This is a genomic window from Mannheimia sp., assembly GCF_056854775.1.
In genome coordinates this window covers 1-23,430 of the sequence record NZ_JBXGGI010000060.1, presented here as the reverse complement: position 1 = coordinate 23,430, position 23,430 = coordinate 1, and the positions used below count along the sequence as shown (strand labels likewise).

The window sequence follows — 23,430 nt, the reverse complement described above, 5'->3', positions numbered from 1 at the left end:
TTAATGCAATAGCATTTATTTTAAGCATTTATTTTTAAGGGTGATTACGATGAATCCAAGACGAAAATCAAGATTGAAAGTAGTACTTTCAGTATTGCTTGGGCTTTCTGTAGCAGCAGGATTGACACTTTATGCGTTAAGCCAAAATATCGATCTTTTCTACACACCATCTGAAATTGTTAATGGTAAAAATGATGATCCTAAACAAAAACCGGAAGTCGGGCAGCGTATTCGTGTTGGCGGAATGGTTGTGGAAGATACGGTCAAGCGTGATGATAAAACTTTAAAAGTGGTGTTTGATTTAAATGATGTTGGACCTTCTATTACAGTCGAATACGAAGGTATTTTGCCGGATTTATTCCGTGAAGGGCAGGGTATTGTGGCACAGGGCGTGCTCATTGAGCCAACACGTTTAAAAGCAACCGAAGTATTGGCAAAACACGATGAAAACTATATGCCACCGGAATTGGGCGATAAATTGAAAGATCAACATAAAAAATCAGGTGTTTCAGAGCAAGATTTAAAAGGCGAATCAGAAACCGATCGCAAAATGAAAGCCGAAGCCCAAAAAGCTAATATGCAAGGGGAAACTAAATGATTGCGGAATTAGGCAATTATGCTTTGGCACTTGCCTTAGCTATTTCTGTGTTATTAGCCATTCTGCCGATTTGGGGGGCAGAAAAACATAATAGCACTTTAATTGCCCTAGCCAGACCAATGACGTGGGCGATGTTTTTAGCTTTAAGCGTCTCTTTTGGTTCATTATTTTACTTATTTGCGGTAAACGATTTTACTGTGCAATATGTGGTAAATAACTCAAATAGTCGTTTACCCCTTCAATATCGCCTTTCTGCCGTATGGGGTGCTCATGAAGGCTCGCTCTTACTCTGGGTTTGGTTGCTTTCGCTTTGGTCGATAGGGGTTGCGGCTTTTACTCGTAAAATGCCGGAAGATGCAGTTGCCCGTGTGTTAGGTTTAATGGGGATGATCAGCATCGGCTTTTTGGTGTTTGTGATTTTTACTTCCAACCCGTTTGATCGCACATTCCCGAATTTCCCGGTTGATGGCAAAGAATTAAACCCAATGTTGCAAGATGTGGGCTTAATTTTCCACCCGCCGCTGCTCTATATGGGCTATGTAGGATTTTCGGTTGCCTTCGCTTTTGCTATTGCTTCATTAATGACGGGGCGTTTAGATACCGCTTGGGCTAGGTGGTCTCGCCCTTGGACAATGGCAGCTTGGGTGTTTTTAACGCTCGGTATAGTGCTCGGCTCTTGGTGGGCGTACTACGAACTCGGCTGGGGCGGCTGGTGGTTCTGGGATCCGGTGGAAAATGCCTCTCTAATGCCGTGGATTGCCGGTACGGCATTAATTCACTCATTAGCGGTAACTGAAAAGCGTGGCACATTTAAAGCGTGGACGGTGTTATTAGCCATTCTCGCCTTCTCCCTCTGCTTAGTGGGAACATTCTTAGTTCGTTCAGGTATTTTAGTTTCAGTTCACGCTTTCGCATCAGACCCAACGAGAGGGCTATATATCTTGGCTTATCTAGTTGTGGTAGTAGGTGGTTCATTATTGTTATATGCGTTTAAAGGCTCGCAAATTAAAAGTCTTGATAACTACGAACGCTATTCGCGTGAAACAATGTTATTAATCAATAATATTTTATTGATGGCATTTTTATCGGTAGTATTCTTGGGGACTTTATTACCGCTTGTTCATAAGCAAATCGGTTTAGGTACAATCTCAATTGGTGCACCGTTCTTTGACCAAATGTTTATGATTTTAATGGTGCCTTTTGCATTTGTGCTGGGAATTGGACCGCTTGTGAAATGGCGTCGAGACCAAGTTTCTGTCATTCGTAAACCAGTAATTATTACCCTGATTTTAATGGCTTTGCTTGGCTTTGCTCTTCCTTATCTATTCCGCAATACGATTACTGTGAGTGTAGTACTTGGCACAATGATGTCGGTCTTTATCGTATTATTGAGCTTATATGAATTGCAACAACGCGCTACGCACCGTCATTCATTCTTCAGCGGTTTATTCAAACTTTCCCGCTCACATTGGGGAATGGTGTTAGCTCACCTCGGTGTGGCGATGACGGTATTTGGTATTGCCTTTAGCCAAAACTTCAGTGTCGAACGAGATGTGAGAATGAATGTGGGTGATAAAGCTGAAATTTTAGATTATCAATTTGAATTTAAAGGTATCAAAATTACCGATGGTGCAAACTATCAAGGCGGTACGGCTGAGCTTGAAATTACCCACAACGGCAAGTATGAAGCCACACTCAATGCAGAAAAACGTTTTTATAACGTCAGTAAAATGGGAATGACTGAAGCGGCTATCGACTGGGGCTTCACTCGCGACCTCTACGCTGCATTAGGAGAAAAACTTGAAGATAATTCTTGGGCGGTTCGCTTATATTATAAACCGTTTATCCGCTGGATTTGGATTGGCGGACTCTTTATGGGGTTGGGAGGATTACTCTGTATGATGGACAAACGCTATCGTTTACGTCTACAAAATAAAGATGTTGCAACGGCATAAATTTAAAGGACTAAGCTTAACGGCTTAGTCCTTTTGTTTTATCTATTGATGGCATTTTTCATAAAGCGGTAGCAGTTCTCGAATTGACTGATAAATAAACTCCACCACATCCGTTTTATCTAAATTGTCCTTTTCCAAATTCCGCCCGATACACCAAAAATCTTCTTCGTTTTTTAATGCAAATTCATTTTCAGAAAAGGTTTTTACTTGGTGAAAATCAGCATATTCACTCTCACTTCCGTTCCAAACCTCAAAATCGGCAAAGCGTTCCCGATCTAAATCTTCCCACCATTGATTGTATTGATGCACGTTAATCTGCGATCTATCCGCCCGATAGCAATGCCAATCAAGGCTGACTTGCAAACGGCGGCGATTTAAAATCACTGAAATAATTGCCGCTGAATTTTTATTAAATTCATATTTGTAATAGGCAAAAAAATGAGCCCGCACTTGCCAGCCGTTGCACCAACGCTCAATATGTGGCTCGCTAAAAGGCTGCCCTAGCTGACGGTGGATTTCAAGATGTAGGTTCTTCCAAATTTCCCAATGGGTTTTATAATCCGCCTTAATACGCGGAATTTCCTCAGGGCAATATTTTTTCAGTTGAGCAAATTGAAAGAATGGAATATTAAATAAATCGCAAGATTCTGATGTGAGCATAAGCTTTCCTTAAAAAACAAGCGGTTATTTTTCTTGAAATTTTTGCAAAATTTTTCTGAAAAATAACCGCTTGTAATGTTCTTATTTATTTTCTAATAGGGAAATAATCTTTCTAAGTGATTGAATTTCTTGTTCTTTTTGAGCTAATAATTCATCTTTGTGAGAAAGGGATAGTTTGAGTTTTTCAATTTCAAGAGCGATTACATCGGAACTACTATAATAGGTCAAAGAGTTGTTATCGCAATTTTCATTCATATAGAAAAATAGCCCTTTATCCGTATCTACCAAATCAGATAAATTCATATTAAAAATTTGGGCGATTTGCACTAATTTGTCGTAATGCAATTTGGTTTCGCCTCGCTCAATTTTGGCATAGCCACTTAATGACATATTCATCTTATTTGCCATTTCTTCCTGCGACCATTGACGAACTTCTCGCATTAAACGGATTTTATCGTGCATTCCCATTTATACCTCACAAATTGAGCAATTTTAATGACAAATTAGGTAGTAATTTGTCTTGTTTGATTCTAGAACAATCATAGTGTTTTCCTATAATTTGGTAGTATTTTCACACATTTTGGGGTCTTTATCTATGAAAAAATTATTGATTAGTTTAGTTATAGTAACAGCATTAGCCGCTTGCTCATCTAATCCTAAGGTTGAGCATGTTAAAATGGAAACAGAAAAAGTCGTTTTATCCGATAATAGTATTGTTGGTTTACGAATGGTTCATAATAATCAAGCTAGAAATAAGTACTTGCGTATTGTGACAAGAGGCGATAATGCAAGTGCAGTGGCTGGCGATGTGACAAAAACGATTTTTTGTAACCCATTCTCATTGTTTAATATAATAGGTGCTTGTAGTGCCAAAATTTATACTCACTCAAAAGAGGAACTATTAGGGGAGCAAACAACGATTCTAAATATTGCTGAAACTTATGCATATCCGAAGTATAAAGCCTTATTACAGCAAAATATTCGCTTTAGTAAGCCATTAGATTACAATGGTTCCCCTGTCTATTTTGCGATAGGAGAAAATTACCTGATTTATGATAATGCACATTATAAATTGAATGTTCAATTTAGTGTGGTAGGTTCTGGTGGAGGTGCCGCATCTTGTGAGGAAAGTAAATCAGGATTTACTAAAGAGCAATGGGAGGCTAATAATTATTCCTTAGCTGTTTCTGAAGGGAAAAAATTAGTAGATCTTTGCATTGAAAAACTTGGAAAAAGCCATTTTGAAAATCTTGGTAAATTAATTGAGTTAGAAAATATTAAAGACCTATAAGTTGATATAAACAAGCGGTTGTTTTTCCTCAGAAATTTGCAAATTTCCAGTTAAAAATAACCGCTTTCATCTATTCCAATAATCCTTTATTTTCCTGCCACACACGATCAAGGCTTTTTTGGATTTGTGAAATCGTTGTTTGGCGAATCTCCAAATGCTTCGCTACATTGCTAAATGTTGCAATGGCTCCAACAATTTCATCGATCACCGTTTTAGCTTCCGCCCAGTGATTAAAACCTGCCACATCAGCCAATTCTTGAATCACTTTTAATGGTGGTTTTGAACCATAGAGTCCAAAAGCCATTGAATGTTCACCGTGACGCAACGGGCTAAATGTAATGTCATAGGCAGGAGATGGATGCCAATTTCCTAGTTCTTCATCTTGCATAAATGCCCAGTTTTTAGTGTGGTCGTCTTGATTCAAAGCAAATAGATTAAATATCGCTCGCCGGAATTGTAGTTGGCTGGCTTGGCGAGAGTGGCACAAGAGTTTAGTCGCTTTAAGTAGCCCGAAATAGTCCATTGATGGCATTCGGTGGCTTGCATCTAACAGCCCACACAAGCTATGGGTATGAACTCTTCCGCCTGTTTTAGCCAAATAATCAAAGCGTTTTACTGACAGCCAAGGCTGAGCTTGTTGATTGAGTAGCTGCCATTCCACCGGCTGTAATTGTGCGGCTTTTGCCATTGAAAGATAGGCAGCTTCGCATAACCCTTCTTCAAATTGCAGTGGCAGATTTTTCGAGGTGAATTTTACAATCCAGGCTTCATCACCTTGTTGGGCAACCGTACGGCAAATATCGGTTTGCTGGGGAGGTATAAAAATTTGGGCTTTCGGTCTTGCTCCTCCCGAACTTCCCGCCTGAATGAGGGCATTTAGCACTTCTTCGGTTTGCCCGTCAAATAACTGCTCAGCGTTTTTGCCAAGTTCAGTCAGCGTGACTTCTTCCGTTAAGTTTTCTGTTTGGGGTTCAAAGGAAATTGCCCCGATCCCTTTTTCACCGACAAAGGCTAATCTATCCAGTGGAGAAATACGGTAAAAATCAATGCCGTTGGCTGCAAAAAAACGATCTTGTAGTAACATTCCCCAACCATCTGGAAGGCTATCGGCAAACACACCGTGCAAGCCATTATGAGGTTCTTTCGGTGCGAGTTGTAAACCTTGCTCAAAACGCAGTTTAAACGGTGAAAGTGAGAGATTCGGAAAATGTTGGCGATAGTGATCGTCATAAGCAAAGAAAATACCCTGACGATTTTCTGCCAATTCCCCAACTTTGATTTTACGCCCATCTACCAGAGTGCGAAGCACATTTAGGTGAACTGTTTTCTGTAATTTAACCACGTAGAACCTCATCTATCGTTTCTGGCATTGTTGGTGTATTTTGTGTGAGAGCAACTAATCGTCCCATATCATCTAACACGAGCCACAATGCCAAAAATTGTTTGAACGAGATATGCCCCGTCGTTTCAAAACGGCGAATGGTGCTTGCAGGAACAAGTGCTTTTTCGGCGAGTTGTTCACGAGAGAGTTTAGCTTTTTTTCGCTTTTGCTTGAGATAATCGGCGAAACATTTGCGAGTTTCTACATCATCATAAAAGTATAACATAGTATCAAAAATTCGATATTTTAGGATAAAATTGATAGTATTATATCAATTTTAAAAAGATAAACCAATTTTGCTTATATGAAATTTGTGGCTATTGTGTAAATGGAAAGCTAGAAAGAGAGATAAGAAATGAGAGAAAAAGCGGTTGTTTTTTCTCAGAAATTTGCAAATTTCCAGTTAAAAACAACCGCTTGTACTTAAATTAACGACGTTCGTAAATAAACTCTACGCCTTCATCGTCTTCTTCAGACCAATCATCGTCCCAGTCGTCATCCCAATCTTCTTCCACTGCATTTTGCATGGCTTCGTTGTGGTAGTCTTCCCATTTGAATTTCACTTCTTCCGCTTCTTTGTTTTCCTCTTCCGCTTCACGAGGGTTGGCTTCAATGAAATCCATAATATCACGGGTAAGATTTTGCACGTTCTGACCGGTAGCGGCGGAGATTAGGTAATAATCACCTTCCCAGCCGATTTGCTCGGCAATCTCTTTGGCTCGCTCAGCAGCTTCTTCTTCGCCGATAGTGTCGATTTTATTGAACACCAACCAAGTCGGTTTTTCAGAAAGTTTTTCGCTGTATTGGTAAAGCTCAGATTCAATCACAGAAATATTGTGAGCCGGGTCACTTTCATCAATCGGCATAATATCCACTAAGTGAATCAAAATACGGCAGCGTTCCAAGTGTTTTAGGAAACGAATCCCTAAACCGGCTCCGTCTGCCGCACCTTCGATCAAACCCGGAATATCGGCAACCACAAAGCTGCGATCTGCCCCAACACGAGCTACACCTAAACTTGGCACAAGGGTAGTGAACGGGTAATCCGCCACTTTTGGTTTGGCGGCAGATACGCTGCGGATAAAGGTTGATTTACCTGCGTTCGGTAAGCCTAACATTCCCACATCAGCAAGTAGCATTAGCTCTAGCAATAAATCACGTTTTTCGCCCGGTGTTCCGTTGGTCTTTTGGCGTGGAGCTCGGTTTACTGAGGATTTAAAGCGAGTGTTGCCTAAACCGTGATAACCGCCTTTTGCCACCAACATTTTCATTCCGTGACGAGTTAAGTCGCCAATCACTTCTTGGGTGTCGTTATCAATGGCACGAGTTCCCACCGGCACACGTAATGTAATATCGTTACCACGATGGCCTGTACAGCCAGCACTACGACCATTTTCGCCACGACCTGCGGCATAACGTTTTTCAAAGCGGTAGTCGATCAGGGTGTTAAGGTTTTCATCTGCGATTAAGTAAACATCGCCACCATCGCCACCATCACCACCGTCCGGTCCGCCTTTCGGGATATATTTTTCACGGCGAAAACTCACACAGCCGTTTCCGCCATCACCTGCTTCAACACGAATCAGGGCTTCATCTATAAATTTCATTTTGTTGTCCTTTGGTCTTGGGGCGAAAAAGATTTCGCTCCACTGTATCTTTGAGTGGCAAATGATGATTTGCCCCTACGAAATTACATTCTGTTAGTTATTGTAGGGGCTAATTGCAATTAGCCCCTACGGATGCAAAATTTTTCTAAAATATAACCGCTTGTAGGGGCGAAATATTTTTCGCCCTGCGGAAATTACATTTTCTCTACCGTTTTAATGCCTAATAAATCCAAACCTTGTTTTAAGGTTTTGGCGGTTAATGCGGCTAAGGCTAAGCGGCTGTTTTTCACATTTTCTTCTGCATTCAGAATCGGGCACGCCTCGTAGAAGCTGGAGAATGTGCCGGCTAATTCGTATAAGTATTGGCAGAGAATATGCGGCATACCGTCTTTTGCTACGCCGTTTAAGGCTTCTTCAAATTGCAGTAATTTCACCGCTAAAGCACGTTCTTTATCTTCGCTAAGTTGAATTTCAGCGTTTAAGCTGTCGGCATTAATACCGGCACGGGCAAAAATCGAGCGAATACGGGTGTAGGCATATTGCATATAAGGGGCAGTATTGCCTTCAAACGTCAGCATATTGTCCCAATCGAATACATAGTCGGTGGTGCGGTTTTTCGATAGATCGGAATATTTTACCGAGCCGATTGCCACAGCTTCCACTACTGCCGCTTTCTCTTCCGCGGTTAAATCTGTAGAACGTTCTGAAATCAGTTTATCCGCACGCTCTACCGCTTCGTCTAATAGATCTTTCAGTTTAACTGTGCCACCGCTGCGGGTTTTAAACGGTTTACCGTCTTTGCCTAACATCATTCCGAAGAATGGATGTTCAAGGCTGAAACCTTCCGGCACATAGCCTGCTTTGCGGGTAATTAACCACGCTTGTTGCATATGTTGGGCTTGGCGGCTGTCGGAGAACACTAATGCACGGTCGGCTTTTAAGGTTTCATAGCGATATTTTGCAGCGGCAATGTCGGTGGTGGTGTAAAGGAAACCACCATCTTTTTTCTGCACAATTACGCCCATTGGGTCGCCGTCTTTGTTTTTAAATTCATCTAAAAAGACGACTAACGCACCATCATCTTCCACCGCTAAGCCTTTGGTTTTGAGGTCGGCAACAATTTCAGGCAACATTGGATTGTAAAGGCTTTCGCCCATTACATCTTTTTCCGTTAAGGTTACGTTTAGGCGATTGTAGTTCTCTTGGTTGTGGTGCATTGTGATGTCCACAAGCTTTTTCCACATCGTTAAGCAATACTCATCGCCACTTTGCAGTTTCACCACATAGTTACGGGCTTTTTCGGCAAAGACTTCATCGGAATCGTAATGCTCTTTGGCAGCACGGTAGAAAGCTTCCAAATCGCTTAATTCCATCTCACTGGCATGTTCGTTTTCCATTTTTTCAAGGTAGGCAATCAACATACCGAATTGCGTACCCCAGTCGCCCACGTGGTTGGCACGAATCACGTTATTGCCTAGAAATTCAAGAGTGCGAACTACCGCATCACCAATAATGGTTGAGCGTAAATGACCAACGTGCATCTCTTTTGCTACGTTTGGCGAAGAGTAGTCAATGACAATGGTCTGTGGATTTGCAGTTTTTATGCCAAAATTGACCGCTTGTAACGCATTATTGGCATTTTGAGCCAGCCATTCTCGGTTTAAGAAAATATTGATAAAACCCGGACCGGCTATTTCTAATTTGTCGGCAATGTCGTTTAAGTCTGCGTTATCTAAGATTTTTTGAGCAAACTCGCGTGGATTCATTCCTAATTTTTTTGCTGCCCCCATTGCTCCATTGGCTTGGTAATCGCCAAATTCCGGCTTACCTGATTGACGCACTAATGGCTCTACATTTTCGTCTGCCCCTGCTGCAATCATTGCCTGTTTAATTTTATCTGATAGAATTTGTTGAATATTCACTGATTTAACCTATTAAATTCGATTTACAAAAAATGGACAAGATTATAGCAGAAAATGCAAAATTTTTCGAGAAAATGACCGCTTGTTTTGGCGATTTATCTCAATTTGAGCAAAAAATTCAACAAATTGCCGATGTGGCAGGGATTGATTTATCCCTTTATCAAATCGATCATCTAGCGGTCAGAATGAATCAACACGAAACTGCCGAGCAATGGAAAAGCCTTTTATTAGAGGGGGCGAGCTTGTTGAAGGAAAGCGAAGTGAATGGCAGACCGATTGGTTTATTTACCTTAGATCAAGCGGTTAAATTTTGCGGACAAAATGTAAAGATTGTTGAGCTCCCTTTTCCGAAAGATAAAGTTTATCCTGAGGAAGGCTGGGAGCATATTGAGGTAGTATTCCCGATTTTAGCAGATGAAAATGCAGAGCAATGGGTGGAAAGAGCTTTATTACACTTTGGTTTGGCAGAAAATCCCAATCTGAAATTAAAGATTAGCCAGCCGAAAGTAGAAGGGGAAAGGTTACCGAATCCAAGTATTGCGATGAGTTTGAGAAATGTAACTTTTTGTAATCTTTGTTGTCTAAAGCTGCACCCTTATGATATAAACAACATAATTATGTCAGAAATGTAATTTTTTGGTATTTCGGAGAATTAAAATGAAAAAATTAGCTTTAGCAGCGGCGTTAATGTCAAGTTTTGTGTTAGTTGGTTGTGCTAATACAGACGTTTATAGCGGCAGTGTATATTCTGGATCACAAGCCAAAGAAGCTCGCTCTATCTCTTATGGTACAATTTTATCTGTGCGTGATGTTAAAATCCAAGCTGATAGTCAAGGTGTAATTGGTACTGTTGGTGGTGGTATATTAGGCGGTATTGCAGGTAGCGGTGTTGGTGGTGGTACAGGTCAAGCTATTGCAACAGCAGTAGGTGCGATTGCAGGTTCTGTAATCGGTAGCCAAGTAGAACAAAAAGCGAGCCAAGTTTCTTCTTTAGAAATGGTGATTCGCAAAGATGATGGTAAAGAAATCGTTGTAGTTCAAAAGAAAGAAGACGGTTTTGTGCCTGGCAAACGAGTGAGAATTGTAGGGTCTAACTCAGATCTGAATGTGTCTCTCCTTTAATTTTTAGTTTTTCCTAGAGGATATATTATAATGAAAAAACTTTCTTTAGCAGTATTAGCAACTTTCGCTTTAGCAGCTTGTACTGCTGATGTGTACTCTGATAAAGGTAATGCAACTGTATTATCTAGCAAAGAAGTATCTCCGGAAGTTGTTGAATTGACTATTCAAAGAGATAACGGCGAAGTAGTAACTTTAACACGCGAATACGATGCTCATGCAGCAGTAGGTGCTCGTATCCATCTTGCTGATGAGATCCAAAAGCAAGATTCAGACGTGAAAACTATTCGACGTTACGAATTTAAATAATTCCGTTTAAATCACTATAAAATGAAGCGGTCATAATTTGTAATAAATTTGCAAATTATGACCGCTTGCTTATTGGGGAATTATTTCACCGTAATGCGAGCAAACTTACGTTTTCCGACTTGGTAAACAAACGTGCCTTTTTGAGCATTTTGTTTCACATCTTCCACTTTCTCACCGTCAATTTTCACACCGCCTTGTTGAGCTGAACGGATAGCCTCAGAGGTTGATGGCACAAGTCCTGCCTCTTTTAATAGGGCGGCTAAGCCGATTTCGCCTTCAAAGGTAAATTCAGGCATTTCATCCGGAATTGCTCCTTTTTGGAAACGGTTGATAAATTCTTGCTCTGCGGCATCAGCGGCGGCTTCGTCGTGGAAGCGGGCAATGATTTCTTTCGCTAACAAAATTTTCACATCACGAGGGTTTTTGCCGTTGGTAACATCTGCTTTTAATTGGGCGATTTCGTCTAATGGACGGAATGAAAGTAAGTTATACCAATCCCACATTAAATCGTCTGAAATCGACATAATTTTACCAAACATTTCGTTTGGAGCTTCAGTTACGCCAATGTAGTTGCCAAGTGATTTCGACATTTTTTTCTCGCCGTCTAAGCCAACGAGTAGTGGTAATGTCATCGCCACTTGCGGTTTTTGCCCTGCAGATTTTTGTAATTCACGACCCACTAATAAGTTGAAGGTTTGGTCTGTACCGCCTAATTCTACATCTGCTTTCAACTCAACAGAGTCGTGGCCTTGTAATAATGGGTAGATAAATTCGTGGATTGCAATTGGCTGTTGGTTGGTGAAACGGTTTTTGAAATCTTCACGCTCAAGCATACGGGCAACGGTGTAGTTTGAGGCTAAGCGGATCATTCCCTCTGTGCCTAATTTACCTAACCAATCAGAGTTGAATACGATCTTAGTTTTTTGCGGATCTAAAATTTTGAAAATTTGCTCTTTGTAAGTTTCCGCATTGCGTAACACATCTTCACGACTCAGTGGCGGACGGGTAGAGTTTTTACCTGATGGATCGCCCACCATACCGGTGAAATCACCAATTAAGAAATAAACTTCGTGCCCAAATTGTTGGAATTGGCGGAGTTTGTTTAACACTACAGTATGCCCTAAGTGAATATCCGGTGCGGTTGGGTCTGCCCCTAACTTAATACGTAATGGACGATTTTCTTTGAGTTTTGCAATTAAATCTTCTTCTGAATAGATATTTTCCACACCACGTTTAAGCTCGGCAAGTGTTGATTCGATAGATTGAGTCATTGATTTTCCTTCTCTTTTATCAATAAAAATGGCTCTATTATAGCGGTATGAATTGAAATTAATAGAGGTTTTGGCGGATAAGCAAAAAAAACGCCGTATTTTGTGGGGGAATACGGCGTAAAGAGTTGGAGTGATTACCTATTATTTTTGAAGTGAGTTGATGATAATGGTTCTCAAATAATAAGTCAATAACTTTTTGAGAATTATTATCAACAAATTGAAAAACCTCCGAAAGAAAATTCTCGGAGGCTTGTTTTTACTTTTGTACTTTCAAATAACGGTTACATATTGGCAATATATTTCAGCATTACACCTGCTGCAATAGCTGAGCCGATTACACCAGCCACATTTGGACCCATTGCGTGCATCAATAGGAAGTTTTGTTTGTCATATTCTTGACCGACTTTATTAGATACACGAGCTGCCATTGGTACGGCGGATACACCAGCAGAGCCGATAAGCGGGTTGATTTTGTGTTTACTAAAGCGATTCATAATTTTCGCCATAATCACACCGCTTGCCGTGCCGATGCCAAATGCAATTACGCCTAGCACTAAAATCCCTAAAGTTTGCGGTTGGAGGAATTTATCGGCAACTAATTTCGCCCCAACTGATAAGCCCAAGAAAATGGTAACGATGTTAATCAACGCATTTTGAGCGGTATCGTTTAAGCGTTCTACCACGCCACTGGTGCGGAGCAAGTTGCCGAAACAGAACATACCAAGTAATGGTGCAGCATCAGGTAATAGCAGAGCCACTAATAGCAATAATACAATCGGGAAAATAATTTTTTCACGGTTGCTAACATTACGCAGCTGTGTCATTCTGATTTTGCGTTCTTGCTCGGTAGTCAGTGCTTTCATAATCGGTGGTTGAATAAGCGGCACTAATGCCATATAAGAGTAAGCTGCAACTGCTATTGCACCTAATAATTCAGGAGCAAGTTTACTTGCTAGATAAATAGCGGTTGGACCGTCTGCTCCCCCGATAATCCCGATAGCTGCGGCTTGTGGTAAGGTAAAATCAATTAAGCCTAACCAGTTCAAGCCTAATGCCCCAAGAACGGTCGCAAAAATACCAAATTGAGCTGCGGCACCAAGTAACAGCATTCTCGGGTTGGCGAGTAGCGGACCGAAGTCTGTCATCGCTCCCACACCCATAAAGATGATGAGTGGAGCAACACCATAACCAATCGCCACTTTATAGAATAATGCCAATACGCCGGCAGTGTAGCCCATATCGCCAGCCATTACTTCCAATTCATTTTGGACTGATGGTGCAGCAAGAGCAATGGCGTCTTTGATAGTATGAACATCAAGGCTTGTGCTATTGACTTTTGCCGCAATAATGGCAAGTTGTTCCGCTGTACCGCTATGAAGCAAATTGTCTAAAGCCGTCATCGCCATACCGGCTTCGGGAATGTTCGACATCAAACCACCAAAGCCGATTGGCACAAGTAACAGAGGCTCGAATTTACGTGCAATCGCAAGCCAGAGTAGCAGTACACTTACCGCAATCATCACGGCTTGCCCCCACTCTAGGTGCATAATGCCCATTCCTTTAAAGAGTGCAATAATACCTTCCATATAACACCTCTATGCAATGCTCATTAAGGTATCATTCACGGCAACCACATCGCCCTGTTTAACGTTAATGCCTTGAATTGTGCCTGATTTCGCCGCACAAATTTGGGTTTCCATTTTCATTGCTTCAAGAATCAATAGCACATCGCCTTCAGCAACTTGTTGCCCTTCTTTTACTTCCACTTTTAAAATGTTACCTGCCATTGGGGCATTGACCGGTTCGGCATTTGCAGATTTTTGAGCGGAATTGACCGCTTGTGGAGCTGGAGTAGGGGCGGTTGTCGGAGCAATATTGGTAATATCCCCACCTTCGCTCACTTTCACCACAAAAGCTTTTCCTTCAAGCTCAATGGTATAAACGGCAGAGCCTGATTGAGGCTGAGCTTTTGGTGCGGCAGCTGGAGCTGCTTTCACATCATCAGCACTAGGTGCTGGCTCAAAGGCGGATGGATTGTTGCGGTTTTCCAAAAATTTCCAACCGATTTGTTGGAATAACGCCACAATCAATACATCATCAATGCTGTTTTCAGAAAGCGAGATACCTTTTTCTTTTGCCTGAGCAGTTACTTCTGCTACTAATTTATCTAGCTCCGGTGGAATATGATCGGCAGGTCGGTCAGTAATTGGCGTTGCACCTTCTAACACTCTTTCTTGTAACGCTTTATTTACCGGTGCAGGTGTACGACCGTATTCACCTTTGAGAATCCCAGCGGTTTCTTTCGCAATTGTTTTGTAACGCTCGCCCATCAACACATTCATAACTGCCTGCGTGCCGACAATTTGGGAGGTTGGAGTTACAAGCGGAATATTCCCTAAATCTTCACGCACGCGAGGGATTTCTTTTAATACGAGATCAAGTTTATCTGACGCATTTTGTTGTTTTAATTGGCTCTCAAGGTTAGTGAGCATACCACCCGGCACTTGAGCTACTAAAATACGGCTATCCACGCCTCGCAGTTGCCCTTCAAATTTCGCATATTTTTTACGCACATCACGGAAGTAAGCGGAAATTTTTTCTAATTCAGGAATATTTAAGCCGGTGTCATACGGTGTGCCTTGTAAGGTAGCCACAATAGATTCTGTTGCAGGGTGTCCATAAGTGCCGGACATTGAAGAAATAGAAGTATCCACGCCATCAACACCCGCTTCAATCGCTTTCAACAACGCCATTTCAGCCATACCGGTGGTGGAGTGGCAATGTAAGTGAAGTTCCACATCGTAGCGTTTTTTAATTTCGCTCACTAATTCATAAGCCGCCATCGGCGTCAAAATGCCCGACATATCTTTGATCACCAAAGAATCCACGCCAATTTCTAATAGTTGCTCAGTAACATCTAACCAGGTTTCTAAAGTATGTACCGGGCTAGTGGTATAGCTCAGAGTCCCTTGTGCGTGTCCACCGTGTTTTTTAACCGCTTGTAATGCCGCTTGCATATTGCGAGGGTCATTCAACGCATCAAATACACGGAAAACACTCATACCGTTTGCCACAGAACGTTCAACAAATTTATCTACCACATCATCGGCGTAATGGCGGTAGCCGAGCAAATTTTGTCCACGCAATAACATTTGCATTGGCGTTTTTGGCATCGCTTTTTTTAGCTCACGTAAACGAACCCACGGATCTTCCCCTAAAAAGCGAATGCAGCTGTCAAAAGTTGCTCCCCCCCAAGTTTCTAACGACCAATAGCCGATTTTATCGAGTTCTGCGGCAATTGGTAGCATATCGTCTAAGCGTAAGCGAGTGGCAAATAAAGACTGATGAGCATCGCGTAAAACAACATCGGTAATAGCAATTTTTTTCGGTTGAGTTGTCATAATAAACTTCCTTCTAATTTTTTGAGCTTTATCTTAATTCTGATTGTTTACTCGGCGGTGATGTGCAATCGCCGCTGCAATTACAGGGCGTAAGCGTTCTAAATCATCAACGGCAGGCTGTATTGTTTTGGGAGCTGAGACAGGTATCGGTTCAGGAAAATAGCGATTAATGAGGGTAGAAATAAAGCTGATGGCGTAAATTAATGCGAGCAAGAAGAATATTACAAATCCCATTCCTGCAAACATCAGATTTAGCCCTTCACTAAAAAGTTCTGCGTTTGTCATTGTGATTTCCTTTAATTTTATAATGAATAAATTTAACAAAAAAATAAAAAAAATCGAGTAAAATTTCAAATGTTTTAGTTCATAAATGATGAATGGATCACAAATTATTTTTGACAAGCGGTCGCATTTTACAAATTTTTTACCAAATTTAACCGCTTGATAACTTACGTAAGGAAATTCTGTTACTCAGCAGGCTCTCGAATTCTTAAAAAGGTAGCAAAACGAGGCTTGCCCGATTCGGTTAATCCTCGATATTTATAGGTAATGATTGCTCCAATCGGCGGTGGATTTTCACGATCTTTATCTTTAAAGCCTGAGCCGATGCGAAAACGTCCTCGATGGTTTTCGCAGCTCACCGCCCCTAATTTGTTGGCATATTTCCCTTTGCCTTTGTGGTGTGCGGTTACAGTACATTCTTCATCTAGCACAGGTTTGATTTTCAAAATCTGAGCGGATCGCCCTTGTATGTATTCAGCATTTGGATTGCGAACGACCACACCTTCTCCCCCTTTAGCTAGAATATCTTGGTAAAATTGCTGAAGGTGGGCTTTATCTTGAATCGGGATTTGCGGAATAATCTCAATATGAGCATTAGGGTGCTGGTTAAGGTATTTCTGTAAACTTGATAGCCGCTCAAATAAATTGCCTGTCGCATTTGGCACATCAAACACATACAGTTTTAATTTGTACCAACCTTTCGGTTCGGCAGAACGGACGGTGGCAGAAATTTCTTCAAACTTTCCTCGTTCGCTAAACAGTTCGCCATCAATGGCAAAAGGTGGAAAATTTTTTACAAAATAATCAGGTGGATTGAGCGGATAACTTTGACGGCTGAGCAGTTGCTTTCCATCCCAAAAGCCACGAACGCCATCGAGTTTTTCGCTCATCACCCAGCCGGTAATATCTTGATCTTTATATTGACTGAGCAACATTAAATCGGGCGATTTGGCAAAAAGAGAAGAGCAAAGTAGTAATAAAAAGAGAATTTTTTTCATAGTGCCTCCAACGGTTGAAGGCACTATAAGATAAAGGAAGGGATGCGTCAGAAAAGAAATTCAAATTTTCGATTCAGATCGCAAAATTTTTTTCAAAAAAGACCGCTTGTAATCAACGAACTGTTTGAATTAAGGCGGAAATATCTTCGCTAAAGGTTTCCAGTTTCGCCATTTCTTCAATTTGACTGTGAGTATATTTCTTTGCATTGTATACCACGACCATACTCATATCGCCCACTTGCAAGAAATTGGTTTCGCCAAACGGAGTATAGCGTGTTGCCCCAATGCTAATAATGGCTTTTGTCGGATAATTAGCCTGCTTTAACATTTCAGCAATGTTATTCATCGGACCTTCATCTGGCTGATTATTCATTCTATCTACAATCCAATCTAATAATTTTTGATGGAAGTAGCTATATTCCACTGCTGGACTATCAATACCATAAGCATTCAGCTCGCCATTACGTTTATGGAAACAAACGATGTTGTAGTTATCTAAGGTGCTACCTTCATTAAAATTATCAAGTTCTAACAAAGTAGCTGAAAGCCCTTTAGACGAAGCTCCCCAGTTTTTCTTTTCACAGATTTTATTTGCATTCGGGCGACGGATAGAGCAGTCATTATAAGCGGCAAAATGAGTGGGAGTAAGGGAAACAACCTGATTGTCTTGGTAGCCAATGGTACAAATCAATGCTACTTCAGGCTCAATTTGCAGATTATCCGCATCGGTAGGGAAATTAATCGCAGTATTTGAAAGCGGATAAGTTGATAAGAACTGATAATCCCCCAAATTCTCAGCTGGTACATAAAATGGAAAAATTGCTTTTGGTTGCACAGCTTCAACGGTTTTTACTTTTACGAAATCCGCAGCTTCACCTGCTTGCTCCAAGTGTCCGGCAAAATTACCAGCTACACCTAAACCGATAAAATGTTCCATAATCTACTCCTTAATTGGTAAAAGTTGGATAAAATTCTACCGCTTGTGAAAGAAAATTGCGAATATTTATTTTATCTAATTTGGGTTTGAGGTGAGTGTTTCTCATTTCGCAGTGCTACAATTAATCCGGATTACCATAAATTATCAACGCTGTTGTAGCTCCCTTTCTCATTTCGCAGTGCTACAATAAGGTACAGGAACAAAAGCAGCGGGAGGCAGTTGTAGCTCCCTTTCTCATTTCGCAGTGCTACAATAAAGCACGCAGATTTAACACTTAATAACTTGTTGTAGCTCCCTTTCTCATTTCTCAGTGCTACAATGCCCATATTGTGTAAGGGCTAGAATGGTTTGTTGTAGCTCCCTTTCTCATTTCGCAGTGCTACAATCCCATATTCATCAACACGCCTCTGCCATACGTTGTAGCTCCCTTTCTCATTTCGCAGTGCTACAATATACCTTGAGCATTTAAGATACGCTTGAAGGTTGTAGCTCCCTTTCTCATTTCGCAGTGCTACAATACGCCGTGAGCGATTGGCAACGCAGAAATAGTTGTAGCTCCCTTTCTCATTTCGCAGTGCTACAATTTGGTCAGTGGCGTATAGGCATTCATACTGGTTGTAGCTCCCTTTCTCATTTCGCAGTGCTACAATATCCCTCGCTCAGAGCCTTATTTATAAAGGGTTTTACGAGGGAAGGTTCGATAAAAAATCGAGTTAAAATCCTTTTGTAAGCGGTTATTTTTCTGAAATTTTTTGCAAAATTTGCAGATTTTTTAGAAAAATAACCGCTTGTTTTTTGCTAAAAATGGCTGAAAGTAGGCATTTGGGTATGATGGTTAGCTTAAAAATTAAGCAGTCAAACAAAAATTGACGATGTAGCATAAAAATTTTTTATCCTGTTTTTTTCCTAAAAGAGTAGCATTTGGTTTGCATTGACTTTTTCCTCTTGTGGTTTTAATTCACCGACTAACAATAGCATTGAGGTAAATTGTTTTTCGGTAATTTCCAAGCAACGCACCGAACCTTCTTCCGGCAGATGTTGGGTGAGGCGTTTGTTATGTTTTTCAAGCGAGTCCCGCCCTCGTACAATCCGGGTATAAACCGAGAGTTGCAGCATTTGATAACCGTCTTTTAGCAGAAATTGCCGAAATTGGCTGGCGGCTCGGCGTTTGGCTTTGGTGGTAACCGGTAGGTCAAAGAAAACAATAATTCGCATAAATGTTGCCTCACTCATAATGATGTTCCTTTAACGGCAGAATTTCGGGCAGTTTTAATAAGCTCGAATCTCGTTGGGAGACAGCTGTTTGAAATGATCCGACCGTGCGGTCAATCGCTGCCAGTGTGCTGAATGTTTGGTCTTGAAAACGCAGTTGATAGTGCAGCAACCCGACTAATTTCTGTTTGGTGTGTGGCATCAGGCTGTCGCTTAATTTTTCTTGTCGCCATAAATCCCACACCTGTAAATCCACGAGCGGGCGAAATGGTTCGATAAAATCATCTGCAAGGTTGAACGGGTTGAGTTCGCTGTGGTGAAAAATGCCTAAGGTCGGCAACCAACCGTAAAGCACTAGTGAGCGAGCTACTGCCGAACGTAGCACGGTATAGGCGTAGTTGAGATGAGCGTTAATCGCATTTTCTTGCCAGCGGCGGAAATCTTTGCCGAAAGCAGTTTGGAAGTAAAGTTGGGCGGCTTGGGCTTCGAGGTTCTCTTTGTCGCCGGATTTAACCCGTTTTGCCATATTTTGCAATTTTTCAGCAATATCCGACCGCTTGGTTTGGCTCAATACAGAGGCTTGGTTGCGGATTTTCTGTTGCACAATCGCTTGCCAAAGCTGTTTTTTCAGCGGTTGGCTCATTTCTAGTTGCAGTTTTAAGGTTTTCAGTTGGCGGTGATACTGCCCAAACGGCAGCCACTGTCCGCACGGAATAAATTGCTCATCGCAGGTTAAGAGCGTGATGCCGTTGAGAGCGAGAGCAGAAAGTAGTGGGGCGGTAATCACCACTTCACGACTTTCAATTACAATCACCGCAATATCTTCTAACGGCACGCAAAATTCCTGTTCTTCTTGCCAGATAACCATTTGATTTTGGCGGAGCGATAATTTTCCACCTTTGCTGATTAAAATACTACGCCAGCTCATAATCTCTCCTATAAAAAATCCCTGCACCGCAGAACGGTACAGGGATTGGGTTAGCGAACGGCTTGTCGTTTGCTTGGGCGACAAGGGCGGATATTTTTGCCGAGTTCATCGACTTGGTATTTTTCAAAGCATAAAGCCATTCTTACTCCAATACCTCTATATATTCCGGATTTACCTTTATTAACATTATTATCATGTTCTTTTATAGTTATTGCCCCAGTAGAGCGATCTAACCCTGAAAAATAACCTAGATAGTCATCTTTTTTACGTACAACCTTAATGAGGTCATTTGGGTATATTGAGAATTGAAATGTAGCTTTATCATCCATTAGTTCCCATTCATTTTCATTTTTTCCATCAACAACCGCCCTATCCGGCAAAATCCCTTTCGCTACTTGCCAAGTGTAAATCGGCACAAGGAAGTATTTTCCGTCTTTGATAAACACATCAACCCGTACCATTGAGGCGTTGTCAGCAACGCCGTTGCCGTTACGCACCACCACGCCCGATTTTTGCACCTGTTCGACCCGTACAGCTTTCACCTGTTGCCCGCCTTTTTTATAGAACGGCTCGGCAAAGGCTTTGGCAGGGTCGTCATTAAATGCACTTAAACGCTCTTTTAATGCCTCATAAAGGGCTTTTTCCCGCTCACGATTGACCATATTGTCCAGATCTTTCAGTTTGAGCTGAGTGAGCGGCACTTTGGAAACGCTAATGCCCTCGTCTAACCGTTTGGCGGATTTAATCGTCTCCATATGTCCCTGTCCGCTCATTTTTCTCGTTGGCATACGGGAGACAAACAGCGGTTGCACAAATTCGTGGTTCGCCTCAGGACGATCCGGCAGTTTGATAATCAGATCTTCTTGAGGATTTTCGCTAGATATACGAATCTCTACTTCTTGGCGGAAAAATTCCCAAGGGGTGGGGAAATTAAGTGGGATAATTTCACCAGTTTCTTTATCAATGCGTTCTGCCGTCTGTAAATTCCCTTCTTGATATTTCACAAAGCGGGTAATTTTTTGCTGCATCGCTACCGTTGAACAGGCAACAACCACCGCATCTAGGGCGTGGTGGCGGTCGCTCTCTTCACGCACCTTGCTTAATCCCCAACGCCCACGCAAGAAAGCGGTGATTTGACCGTTTGAGGCAAACACCCGATTTTTGCCTTTGCCGGTTAAATGTAAATTCTCACGCACAAAATTCACCAAGAAACGGGCGATATAGCGGGTGTCGTTTAGGTTGCGTTCAATAAAGCCTTGTTCATCAAGTTTTTTGGTTAAAATCCGCTGTTTTTTCGCATACGGAAAGCGACAGCCATTCACCCGAGCGACAAATAACGCCCATTGATGTTCGTCTTTGCCGAGCCACTCAAACGGCGTTTGATTGCCTTTATTCTGATTTTCGCCGGCAAGCACCAGAACTTTGTTATTTTGACTGTCGTCCCACGTGCGGGAAAACGGCAGGGCGTGGTCGATTTCCACATAGCCTTTTTCCAACAAGCGGTGTAAATCAAGAGGTTTTCCGCTATATAGGCACTGCCCGTTTTGTTGGTCGTAGAGGCGTAATGCCAAAATGTCTTTGCTTTTCGGTTCGCCCGGAAAATGCGGAAAACGCTCTTTAAATGTCGCCACCGCTTTTTCACGCTCAATTCGATTTTGCTCTTGGCGCTTTTCAATCTCTTTGCGATCTTTGTAGGATTTGCCGAGTTCTCGTGCGGTTTCAATATGAATCCGAGCTGGCGAGCCGTAGAGGCGGATCACTGCATTGATCACTTTTCTGGCTTGGGTGAGCGAACGTAACACTACCGGATTACGGATTTCATCGGCAGGGATTGGCGGTAGCAAGCGGTTGATTTCGCCCGATTTTTTACCAAAATGGTCGCCGTAAATCTGTTGGCACGCCTCGTCATAACGCAATCCTTGCTCCATTAGTGGCACAATGTTGTAGAGGCTTTTTAAGGAAAGTTGAATGAATTTATCGAAGTTGAGGTTTTCCAGCAGGGCGTTCAGTACCGTATCACTCAGCTTGCCGTTGAGTTGTTCAGTGATGTCGTCATCGGTTTTATAAATCGAGAATGTCGTGCCGATTTCGTCTAAAAGTGCGGTTTGATTTTTCAGCGTTTCCCACGCTGATTTATCCGCCTTTTCCACCGCTTTACGAATAGCGTGGTAGGCTTTCAGCTCGATCAGTGTGGCATCTTCGGCTTTCTCTTTGCCGTAACGCACGCCATTAAAACGAGCCTCTTCCGATAAACCCAGCAGTTTACGCACTTGGGTGTAGGTGAGTTTGGCTTTTTCATAAGGCTGGTTGAGTAATAAACTCCGTTCATCGGCATTTAAAGCACGCTCCGAGCCGTTATCTAAAATCCGTAAATTATTCAGTTTCGTCAGCCAAACAAAACGTTCCGCCGTGTAGCTGTGTTTGGCGGCTTTATATTCGTTGGTTTCAAAGGTACATTTGCCGAGCATTTTCAAAATCGCATCGCCCGATAACGCCGGTTTCTGCCACATCAGCAATTCGCAAAATTCTTGTTCTAATTGACCGCTTGTATGTGGGTTGCAGAGTTCTCGCTGGGTTTGGAAGAGTAGTTGCATTTCAGCGAGTAGATCCTTACGGTCGAAAGTATGCGTATACGCCCCTCGCTGATTGCGGATATGCCCCTCTTCGAGAGCAAATTTTTTCACTGCAATCTCTGCCGGTGTGCGGAATTGGTTTTCGACTAATAATTGATGGTTACTTGCCACACCGGAAAGCAATGCCCCCATTTCTTTATCCGCATTTTTCGCTTCATTTTTACGTTGAGAAAGGTAGCCACGATGTTTCAATAAATGAAGCAATACCGCAGACCACTCTATTGGCGAGAGGCGTTCGTCTAAACCTTTTACCCGTAATTCCCAGCAATCGGTAGGCAGGGTGGTCAGTTCTTCTTTATTGATCACATTATGTTGCTTTAACAGACGTTTTCCTTTTAATAGGCGAAATGCACGGCGGCGGATTAAGCGGCGGGTGGAGCGGGCAAGACGGCGGGCGAGAGCGAGAGATTCACCAGTTTTGGCGACTTCTGCCTTGTCGAAGGTTCTTACGCCGACATCAATCAACCGAATTGGAAAACCATTCTCATCAATTTCTACTATTGCCCAACCAACGGGAGCAATACCTAAGTCTAAACCAAGAATATAGCGAAGCAGTTTCATTTACATTTCTCCTATCAAATAGATTTGACAAAAATTATACAACAGTTAAAATATGCCGTGTAGTACTGCGAAATGAGAAACGTTGCTACAATAAGGAATTCGAAAGAATTACCGTAATGCTCTGCCCCTTGATACTTTGGTATTAAGGGGCATCATTGTTATTGATGCAATAGAAATCAGTATTTGATGAAATTATTTTCAATATGGTTGTAAATTCAACAAGCGGTGATTTTTTTAAAATTTTTTGCAAAAAACACTTGCGTTCATTTTAGATTTCTCTATAATGCACCCCACACAACGACGCACTGTTGTGAAGAGATTAAGTTTGATTCCGGTGCGTCGTTTTATTTTGCTCTTTAACAATT

General features: G+C 41.9%; 21 protein-coding genes and 1 CRISPR repeat array. Of the genes, 6 read left to right on the top strand and 15 right to left on the bottom strand.

Annotated features, from left to right (window positions below):
• The first annotated feature begins 49 nt into the window (after positions 1–49).
• Complete coding sequence (gene ccmE / locus ACJHV0_RS04715; protein WP_283386910.1) at positions 50–598, top strand: cytochrome c maturation protein CcmE; 549 nt, start codon at positions 50–52, stop codon at positions 596–598.
• On the top strand, positions 595–2,553 hold the full coding sequence (locus ACJHV0_RS04710) for a heme lyase CcmF/NrfE family subunit (protein ID WP_483133525.1): 1,959 nt from the start codon (positions 595–597) through the stop codon (positions 2,551–2,553). The genes ccmE and ACJHV0_RS04710 overlap by 4 nt, the downstream gene beginning before the upstream one ends.
• A 42-nt stretch (positions 2,554–2,595) precedes the next feature.
• Here ACJHV0_RS04710 and ACJHV0_RS04705 read toward each other — a convergent pair whose 3' ends face one another.
• Both ACJHV0_RS04705 and ACJHV0_RS04700 read right to left on the bottom strand, forming a co-directional pair.
• Positions 2,596–3,213 (bottom strand): HI_0552 family protein, encoded by a 618-nt coding sequence (locus tag ACJHV0_RS04705; RefSeq protein WP_483133524.1) that lies wholly within the window; start codon positions 3,211–3,213, stop codon positions 2,596–2,598.
• Positions 3,214–3,294: 81 nt separating this feature from the next.
• Complete coding sequence (locus tag ACJHV0_RS04700; RefSeq protein WP_334236014.1) at positions 3,295–3,681, bottom strand: helix-turn-helix domain-containing protein; 387 nt, start codon at positions 3,679–3,681, stop codon at positions 3,295–3,297.
• 127 nt (positions 3,682–3,808) lie between these two features.
• Here ACJHV0_RS04700 and ACJHV0_RS04695 point away from each other — a divergent pair, with 127 nt between their 5' ends.
• Positions 3,809–4,504: a putative periplasmic lipoprotein gene (locus tag ACJHV0_RS04695; RefSeq protein ID WP_483133523.1), complete on the top strand. Its 696-nt coding sequence runs from the start codon at positions 3,809–3,811 to the stop codon at positions 4,502–4,504.
• A 70-nt stretch (positions 4,505–4,574) separates the two neighbouring features.
• On the opposite strand, the gene ACJHV0_RS04690 is transcribed toward ACJHV0_RS04695, so the two are convergent.
• From ACJHV0_RS04690 to argS, 4 genes are all read right to left on the bottom strand, one after another.
• On the bottom strand, positions 4,575–5,858 hold the full coding sequence (locus tag ACJHV0_RS04690) for a type II toxin-antitoxin system HipA family toxin (protein WP_483133522.1): 1,284 nt from the start codon (positions 5,856–5,858) through the stop codon (positions 4,575–4,577).
• On the bottom strand, positions 5,839–6,111 hold the full coding sequence (locus ACJHV0_RS04685; RefSeq protein ID WP_483133521.1) for a helix-turn-helix domain-containing protein: 273 nt from the start codon (positions 6,109–6,111) through the stop codon (positions 5,839–5,841). The genes ACJHV0_RS04690 and ACJHV0_RS04685 overlap by 20 nt, the downstream gene beginning before the upstream one ends.
• Before the next feature lie 202 nt (positions 6,112–6,313).
• Positions 6,314–7,492: an Obg family GTPase CgtA gene (cgtA, locus tag ACJHV0_RS04680; protein ID WP_483133520.1), complete on the bottom strand. Its 1,179-nt coding sequence runs from the start codon at positions 7,490–7,492 to the stop codon at positions 6,314–6,316.
• 194 nt (positions 7,493–7,686) lie between these two features.
• The gene (argS, locus tag ACJHV0_RS04675) at positions 7,687–9,414 is read right to left on the bottom strand and encodes an arginine--tRNA ligase (RefSeq protein WP_483133519.1); all 1,728 of its coding nucleotides are present in this window, start codon (positions 9,412–9,414) and stop codon (positions 7,687–7,689) included.
• A gap of 41 nt (positions 9,415–9,455) precedes the next feature.
• Here argS and ACJHV0_RS04670 point away from each other — a divergent pair, with 41 nt between their 5' ends.
• Genes ACJHV0_RS04670 through ACJHV0_RS04660 form a run of 3 tightly spaced genes read left to right on the top strand, consistent with a single transcriptional unit; the run spans position 9,456 to position 10,842 of the window.
• Positions 9,456–10,046, top strand: a complete 591-nt coding sequence (locus ACJHV0_RS04670; RefSeq protein ID WP_483133533.1) for a VOC family protein — start codon at positions 9,456–9,458, stop codon at positions 10,044–10,046.
• 25 nt (positions 10,047–10,071) lie between these two features.
• The gene (locus tag ACJHV0_RS04665) at positions 10,072–10,536 is read left to right on the top strand and encodes an outer membrane lipoprotein (RefSeq protein WP_483133518.1); all 465 of its coding nucleotides are present in this window, start codon (positions 10,072–10,074) and stop codon (positions 10,534–10,536) included.
• Between the two features lie 30 nt (positions 10,537–10,566).
• Positions 10,567–10,842 carry a deoxyribose-phosphate aldolase gene (locus ACJHV0_RS04660; RefSeq protein ID WP_025236618.1) on the top strand — a complete coding sequence of 92 codons (276 nt, stop codon included), beginning with the start codon at positions 10,567–10,569 and terminating at the stop codon, positions 10,840–10,842.
• An 80-nt stretch (positions 10,843–10,922) separates the two neighbouring features.
• Here ACJHV0_RS04660 and tyrS read toward each other — a convergent pair whose 3' ends face one another.
• The 9 genes from tyrS to cas9 form a co-directional block, all read right to left on the bottom strand.
• Positions 10,923–12,113, bottom strand: coding sequence for a tyrosine--tRNA ligase (tyrS, locus tag ACJHV0_RS04655; protein WP_334234776.1), 1,191 nt, complete (start codon positions 12,111–12,113; stop codon positions 10,923–10,925).
• Positions 12,114–12,394: 281 nt separating this feature from the next.
• A complete protein-coding gene (locus tag ACJHV0_RS04650) occupies positions 12,395–13,699 on the bottom strand; it encodes a sodium ion-translocating decarboxylase subunit beta (RefSeq protein ID WP_334236009.1) in 1,305 nt (434 codons plus the stop codon).
• A 9-nt stretch (positions 13,700–13,708) separates the two neighbouring features.
• Positions 13,709–15,514: a sodium-extruding oxaloacetate decarboxylase subunit alpha gene (gene oadA / locus ACJHV0_RS04645; RefSeq protein ID WP_483133517.1), complete on the bottom strand. Its 1,806-nt coding sequence runs from the start codon at positions 15,512–15,514 to the stop codon at positions 13,709–13,711.
• A gap of 33 nt (positions 15,515–15,547) precedes the next feature.
• Positions 15,548–15,799 (bottom strand): oxaloacetate decarboxylase subunit gamma, encoded by a 252-nt coding sequence (locus tag ACJHV0_RS04640; RefSeq protein WP_334232125.1) that lies wholly within the window; start codon positions 15,797–15,799, stop codon positions 15,548–15,550.
• A gap of 182 nt (positions 15,800–15,981) precedes the next feature.
• Positions 15,982–16,794: a DNA ligase gene (locus tag ACJHV0_RS04635; RefSeq protein ID WP_483133516.1), complete on the bottom strand. Its 813-nt coding sequence runs from the start codon at positions 16,792–16,794 to the stop codon at positions 15,982–15,984.
• 112 nt (positions 16,795–16,906) lie between these two features.
• Positions 16,907–17,731 (bottom strand): DUF5718 family protein, encoded by an 825-nt coding sequence (locus tag ACJHV0_RS04630; protein ID WP_334234771.1) that lies wholly within the window; start codon positions 17,729–17,731, stop codon positions 16,907–16,909.
• Between the two features lie 152 nt (positions 17,732–17,883).
• A CRISPR array of direct repeats spans positions 17,884–18,381; the repeat unit is 36 nt; unit sequence GTTGTAGCTCCCTTTCTCATTTCGCAGTGCTACAAT.
• 256 nt (positions 18,382–18,637) lie between these two features.
• Positions 18,638–18,964 (bottom strand): CRISPR-associated endonuclease Cas2, encoded by a 327-nt coding sequence (gene cas2, locus ACJHV0_RS04625; RefSeq protein ID WP_483133515.1) that lies wholly within the window; start codon positions 18,962–18,964, stop codon positions 18,638–18,640.
• A complete protein-coding gene (gene cas1 / locus ACJHV0_RS04620; RefSeq protein ID WP_483133514.1) occupies positions 18,957–19,871 on the bottom strand; it encodes a type II CRISPR-associated endonuclease Cas1 in 915 nt (304 codons plus the stop codon). The genes cas2 and cas1 overlap by 8 nt, the downstream gene beginning before the upstream one ends.
• 50 nt (positions 19,872–19,921) lie before the next feature.
• The gene (gene cas9 / locus ACJHV0_RS04615) at positions 19,922–23,065 is read right to left on the bottom strand and encodes a type II CRISPR RNA-guided endonuclease Cas9 (protein WP_483133513.1); all 3,144 of its coding nucleotides are present in this window, start codon (positions 23,063–23,065) and stop codon (positions 19,922–19,924) included.
• Positions 23,066–23,430 lie beyond the last annotated feature (365 nt).